This is a genomic window from Actinotalea ferrariae (assembly GCF_019733465.1).
GTDB lineage: Bacteria > Actinomycetota > Actinomycetes > Actinomycetales > Cellulomonadaceae > Actinotalea > Actinotalea ferrariae_A.
The window spans coordinates 1-4,904 of the sequence record NZ_JACVQL010000123.1; the positions used below are offsets into that span (position 1 = coordinate 1).

5 protein-coding genes are annotated in these 4,904 nt (G+C 76.4%); 1 reads left to right on the forward strand and 4 read right to left on the reverse strand.

From position 1 onward, the window contains the following. Positions 1-237: 237 nt before the first annotated feature. Complete coding sequence (locus ICW40_RS10800; RefSeq protein ID WP_221653833.1) at positions 238-1,035, reverse strand: aldo/keto reductase; 798 nt, start codon at positions 1,033-1,035, stop codon at positions 238-240. A gap of 128 nt (positions 1,036-1,163) precedes the next feature. Between ICW40_RS10800 and ICW40_RS10805 the strand changes: the two genes are divergently transcribed. After that, positions 1,164-1,700: a flavodoxin domain-containing protein gene (locus ICW40_RS10805; RefSeq protein WP_260459083.1), complete on the forward strand. Its 537-nt coding sequence runs from the start codon at positions 1,164-1,166 to the stop codon at positions 1,698-1,700. A 2-nt stretch (positions 1,701-1,702) separates the two neighbouring features. Here ICW40_RS10805 and ICW40_RS10810 read toward each other — a convergent pair whose 3' ends face one another. The 3 genes from ICW40_RS10810 to ICW40_RS10820 form a co-directional block, all read right to left on the reverse strand. Then, positions 1,703-2,464 carry an ABC transporter ATP-binding protein gene (locus ICW40_RS10810; RefSeq protein ID WP_374199144.1) on the reverse strand — a complete coding sequence of 254 codons (762 nt, stop codon included), beginning with the start codon at positions 2,462-2,464 and terminating at the stop codon, positions 1,703-1,705. Beyond that, positions 2,461-3,516, reverse strand: a complete 1,056-nt coding sequence (locus tag ICW40_RS10815) for an ABC transporter ATP-binding protein (RefSeq protein WP_221653834.1) — start codon at positions 3,514-3,516, stop codon at positions 2,461-2,463. The genes ICW40_RS10810 and ICW40_RS10815 overlap by 4 nt, the downstream gene beginning before the upstream one ends. After that, on the reverse strand, positions 3,513-4,904 hold a 1,392-nt coding region (locus ICW40_RS10820), incomplete at its 5' end, for an FtsX-like permease family protein (protein ID WP_221653835.1). The genes ICW40_RS10815 and ICW40_RS10820, both read right to left, overlap by 4 nt.

Genomic DNA, 4,904 nt, shown 5'->3' on the forward strand with positions numbered 1-4,904 from the left:
GCCTCGCGCCGCTCTGCCGCGTCGGCGGCGCGGACCTGCACGACGACGAGCGTCACGACGAGCGCGAGCGCGCACGCGAGCGCGGCGCACGCCGCGACCAGCGTGCGCCGCGGCAGCCCTCGGACCCGCTCCAGCACCCGAGCAGTGTCACCGCGCCCGCGCCCCCGTGTCGAACCAGGGCACGGGGGCACGCGGGCACGGGGTACGGGACGGGACGTGCGGCGTGCGGCGTGCGGGTCAGGCGTCGGCGCCGAGGGCGTCGATCTGCGCGACCTCCTCGTCGCTGAGCGACAGCTCGGCGGCGGCGAGGTTCGCCTCGATCCGGCCCTCGTTCGTCGACTTGGGGATGACCACGACCCGGTGCCGCAGGTGCCACTTGAGCACGACCTGCTGGACGGTCGCGCCGTGCGCCTCGGCGATCCCGGCGAGCACGGGGCTCTCGGCGTCGGTCCGCTTGAAGGGGCTGTACCCCTCGAGCGCGACCTCGCGCTGCGCGTGCCCCGCGACGACCATCGGGTCGTGGTCCTTCGGGCTCCACGGGATCTGGTTGATCGCCGGCGCCTCGCCCGTGGCCGCGATGAGCTCGTCGATCTGCTCGAGCGAGTAGTTGCTCACGCCGATGGCGCGCACCAGGCCCTCGTCGCGCAGCTCGCGGAACGCCTTCCACGTGCTCGGGGTCGCCTGCTTGTTCGGCGGCCAGTGCACGAGCCACAGGTCGACGTACTCGGTGCCCAGCAGGCGGAGGCTCTGCTCGAGCGTCTCGCGCTCGCGGCCTGCGGCGTCCGGCGGGAGCTTGGTCGTCACGAAGACCTGCTCGCGGTCCACGCCCGAGTCGGCGACGGCGCGGCCCACCTGGTCCTCGTTGCCGTAGCCGGTGGCCGTGTCGACGTGCCGGTAGCCGACGTCGAGCGCGTGCCGCACGGCGCGGTACGCGTCGTCGCCCTCCGACTGCCACGTGCCGAGGCCGAGGAGGGGGATCGGGATGTCGCCGGTCGGGGTCCGCAGGTCCAGGGTCGGGATCGATGGGGTCGTCATCCGGCCAGTCTGCGGGACCTCGGACCCACGCGCACACGGTCCGGCGGGGGTCACGCTGGAGGGGCCGGGACCCATCCGGCACCAACCGGCACCGACCGGCACCGACTGGTACCCGCCGACATCGGGAGATGGTCACCATGCACGTGCTCGTCGCCGTCGCCTCACGGCACGGCTCCACCCGCGAGATCGCCGACGCCGTCGCGGAGACGCTGCGCGACGCCGGCCACACGACGGACGTCCTCGACCCGGAGGACGTCGAGGAGCTCGCCCACGACGCCGTCGTCCTCGGCTCGTCCGTGTACGTCGGGCGGTGGTCCGCCGGCGCGCGCGCGTTCGCGGACCGGCTCGCCGTCCTGCGCGACGGCCGCCCGGTCTGGCTCTTCTCGTCCGGCCCGGTGGGCCGGCGTCCGGTGCCGGCCGACGACCCGGAGGAGGTCCCGTCGCTCGTCGAGCGCCTGGGGGCCCGCGGGCACCGCACGTTCGCCGGCCGCCTGGACCGCGGCGGGCTCGGCCTCGCGGAACGGGCGGTCGTGTCCCTCGTCAAGGCACCGCAGGGCGACTTCCGCGCGTGGGACGACGTCCGCACGTGGGCCGAGGGGATCGCGCGCGACCTGCACGAGGACGAGATCCGCAGCCTCCGCTCGGGACCCCTGCCGCGGGCGTGAGGTCAGCCCTCGTCGACGAGGCGGCCGTCCGCGAGCCGCAGCGTGCGGTCGGCCATCGCCTGGAGCGTCAGGTCGTGCGTCGAGACGATCGCCGTCATGCCCTCGGCGCGGACGACGGACTGGAGCAGCGCCATGACCGTCGCCCCTGTCTCGGCGTCCAGCTGGCCCGTCGGCTCGTCCGCGATGAGCAGGCGCGGCGAGTTGGCGAGCGCACGCGCGATCGCGACCCGCTGCTGCTGGCCGCCCGAGAGCTCCGACGGGCGCTGCGCCGCGTGCCGCGTCAGGCCGACGAGGTCGAGCAGGTGCGCGACGCGCTCCTCGCGCTCGGCCGACGGCGCCTTGCGCAGCCGCATCGGGAGTCCCACGTTCTCCGCGGCCGAGAGCATCGGCACGAGGCCGAACGTCTGGAACACGAAGGCGAGCCGGTCGCGGCGCAGGGCCGTGCGCGCCCGCTCGTCGATCGCGCTCACCTCGGTGCCGTCGACGACGACGCGGCCCGTGGTCGGGCGGTCGAGGCCGCCGACGCAGTTGAGCAGCGTCGTCTTGCCGGAGCCCGAGCGGCCCACGAGCGCGACGAGCTGGCCGCGCCCGACCTCGAAGGAGACGTCGCGCAGCGCGTGCACCTCGCGTGCGGCGGTCGCGTACGTGCGGCCCACGGCCTCGACCAGCACCATGGGTGCGCCGTCGGGGGAGCTGCCGACCGCGGCCCGTGCCGCGGTCGCCGTCGTGTGCTCGGCCGTCCCGGCCGGCGGTGTCGTCGTCATCTCGTCCCGTCCTCGTCGCGTCGGCGGCCCGGCGCGTCCGTGCGCGGGGCGTCGGGCCAGATGCCCACGTGGTCGGGCTCGAGCTCGAGCCGGACGCGGTCGCGCAGCCCCAGCGCGCTGCGGTAGTCCGCCGGCAGCTGGAGCCGGCCCACCCGGTCGAGCACCGCGTACTCCTCGGCGATCACCGCGGAGGCGCCGTGCTCGTCGACCTCGGTGCGCCGCACGACCTCCGACGCCGTCCGGCCGTCGCGGATCGCCACCGTGCGCTGGACCTGCGTGGACACGCCGGCGTCGTGCGTGACGACGACGACGGTCGCGCCGAGGTCGACGTTCGCCGAGCGGAGCGCCGCGAAGACGTCCTCGCCCGTGGCCGAGTCGAGCTCGCCCGTCGGCTCGTCGGCGAACAGCACGTCGGGCCGGTTGGCGAGGGCGACGGCGATCGCGACGCGCTGCTGCTCGCCGCCCGAGAGCTCACCGGGCCGACGGTCCGCCTTGTCGCCCATGCCGAGCGCCTCGAGGAGCTCCGCGGTCCGGCGGCGCCGCGCCCGGGCCCGCGCACCCGAGAACGCCATGGGCAGCGCGACGTTCTCGGCCGCGGTCAGGTAGGGCAGCAGGTTGCGCGCGGTCTGCTGCCACACGAAGCCGACGACGCTGCGGCGGTACGTGAGCCGGTCGGACGCCGACATGCGCAGCAGGTCCCACCCGGCCACGCGCGCGCGACCCGCGGTCGGCACGTCGAGGCCCGAGAGGACGTTGAGGAGGGTCGACTTGCCGGACCCCGAGGCCCCGACGATCGCGATCATCTCGCCGGGGTGCACGAGCAGGTCGAGCCCCTGCAGCGCCTGCACCTCGATCTGCTCGACCTGGTAGATCCGCACGAGGTTGTCGCACACGATGAGCGCGTCGGCGCCGTACTCGCCGTGCGCGCGGGGCCGGGGCGCTGCCTCGGAGGTCGCGTCGGTCCCGCGCGGCGCGTCGGTCCCGTGCGGCGCGCCGGTGCCGGACGCACCCGCGTGCCCCCCGGTGGCCCGTGTCGTGAGCTCGGTCGTCATCCTGTCTCTCCCACCCTGAGGACCTCGCTGAGCCTGTCCCGGCGGTGCGCGAGCACCTCGGCCAGCACGGCGAGGACGAGCAGCAGGGCCGCGCCGGCGGCGAGGCCCACGATCACGTCGAGGTCGACCGCCGGGGCCGGCACGCTCAGGCCCCCGGCGAGCACGTCCAGCCCGAGCGCCGGCGCGAGCACGAGCACGATGACGACCCCCGAGAGCGTGCCGCCGACGAGCGCGGCCAGGACGACGGGGGCGAGCTCGGCGAGCGCGAGCCACCAGCCGAGCCGCGGGCCCATGCCGAGCGTGCGCAGCATCGACAGGGCCCGGCCTCGCTCGCGCGCCCCCGCGAGGACGGTCGCGACGAGGGCCACGACCCCGAGCAGGCACACGGCCGCGACGGCGAGCACCATGAGCGCCTCGACGCCCGCGAGCAGCGCGGCGTCGCGGCGGGCGTCGAGCCACTGCGCGCGCGACCGGACGGTGTCCTGCGGCGCGCCGAGCGCGGCCGCGACGGCGGCGGGCTCGGGCACGGAGGCGTCGTCCGCTCCGACGACCCAGACGGTGTCGGCCTCGGGCGCGGACCCCGTGGAGGCGGCGACCGCCTCGAGGTCGACGTACACGTACGGTCCCGGGAGGTAGCCCGCGGGTCCGCCGCTGATCGTCCCGACCACCACGACGGGGACGTACGACGAGCCCAGGTAGAGCGCCGTGTCGTCACCCACGACGCGGTCGGCGAGCGACGCGTCCACCAGCGCCGCGACGGGCGCGCGCGCCGCCCCGCGGTCGGCACCCACCGGGGTCGTGGTGAGCAGCGCGAGGGCCTCGGCGTCGGCGGCGGCGTCCGCCGCGGCGACGTCGTCCCCGCTCGCCTCGGCCACGGCCGCGAGCAGGTCGGCGTGCTCGGGCGTCACGGCCAGCACGGTGACGTCGGTCGCGGCGGTGCCGAGCGAGAACGCGACGCCACCGGTCACCTTCGCGGCCGCCGCCGTGACCCCCGGCAGGGCCGCGACCTCGTCGACCCGCTCGAGCGGCACGGCGAGATCGGGGTCGTCGACCCGCAGGTCGGCGCCGACGCGCTCCCAGCTCGCCTCCACCTGGCCGCCGCGCACCGTGCCCACGAGGAGCCCGCCCGCGACGGCGAGGCCGACGCCGAGCGTGAGGGCGAGCAGCGGCAGCGGTGCGACCGCGCGCTGCGCGCGCACGGCGCCCAGGAGACCGAGCACGCCGCGGGTCCGGCGACCGAGCGCACCGGCCCCGCGCACGGGCCACGGGTACACGCGCAGCACGACGAGCGTCACCGCGAGCGCGACGAGCAGCGGTCCGGCCGCCATGAGGACGTCGACGCCGTCGCTCGTCCGCTGCAGCAGGCCGCGGCCGCGCAAGGACACGAC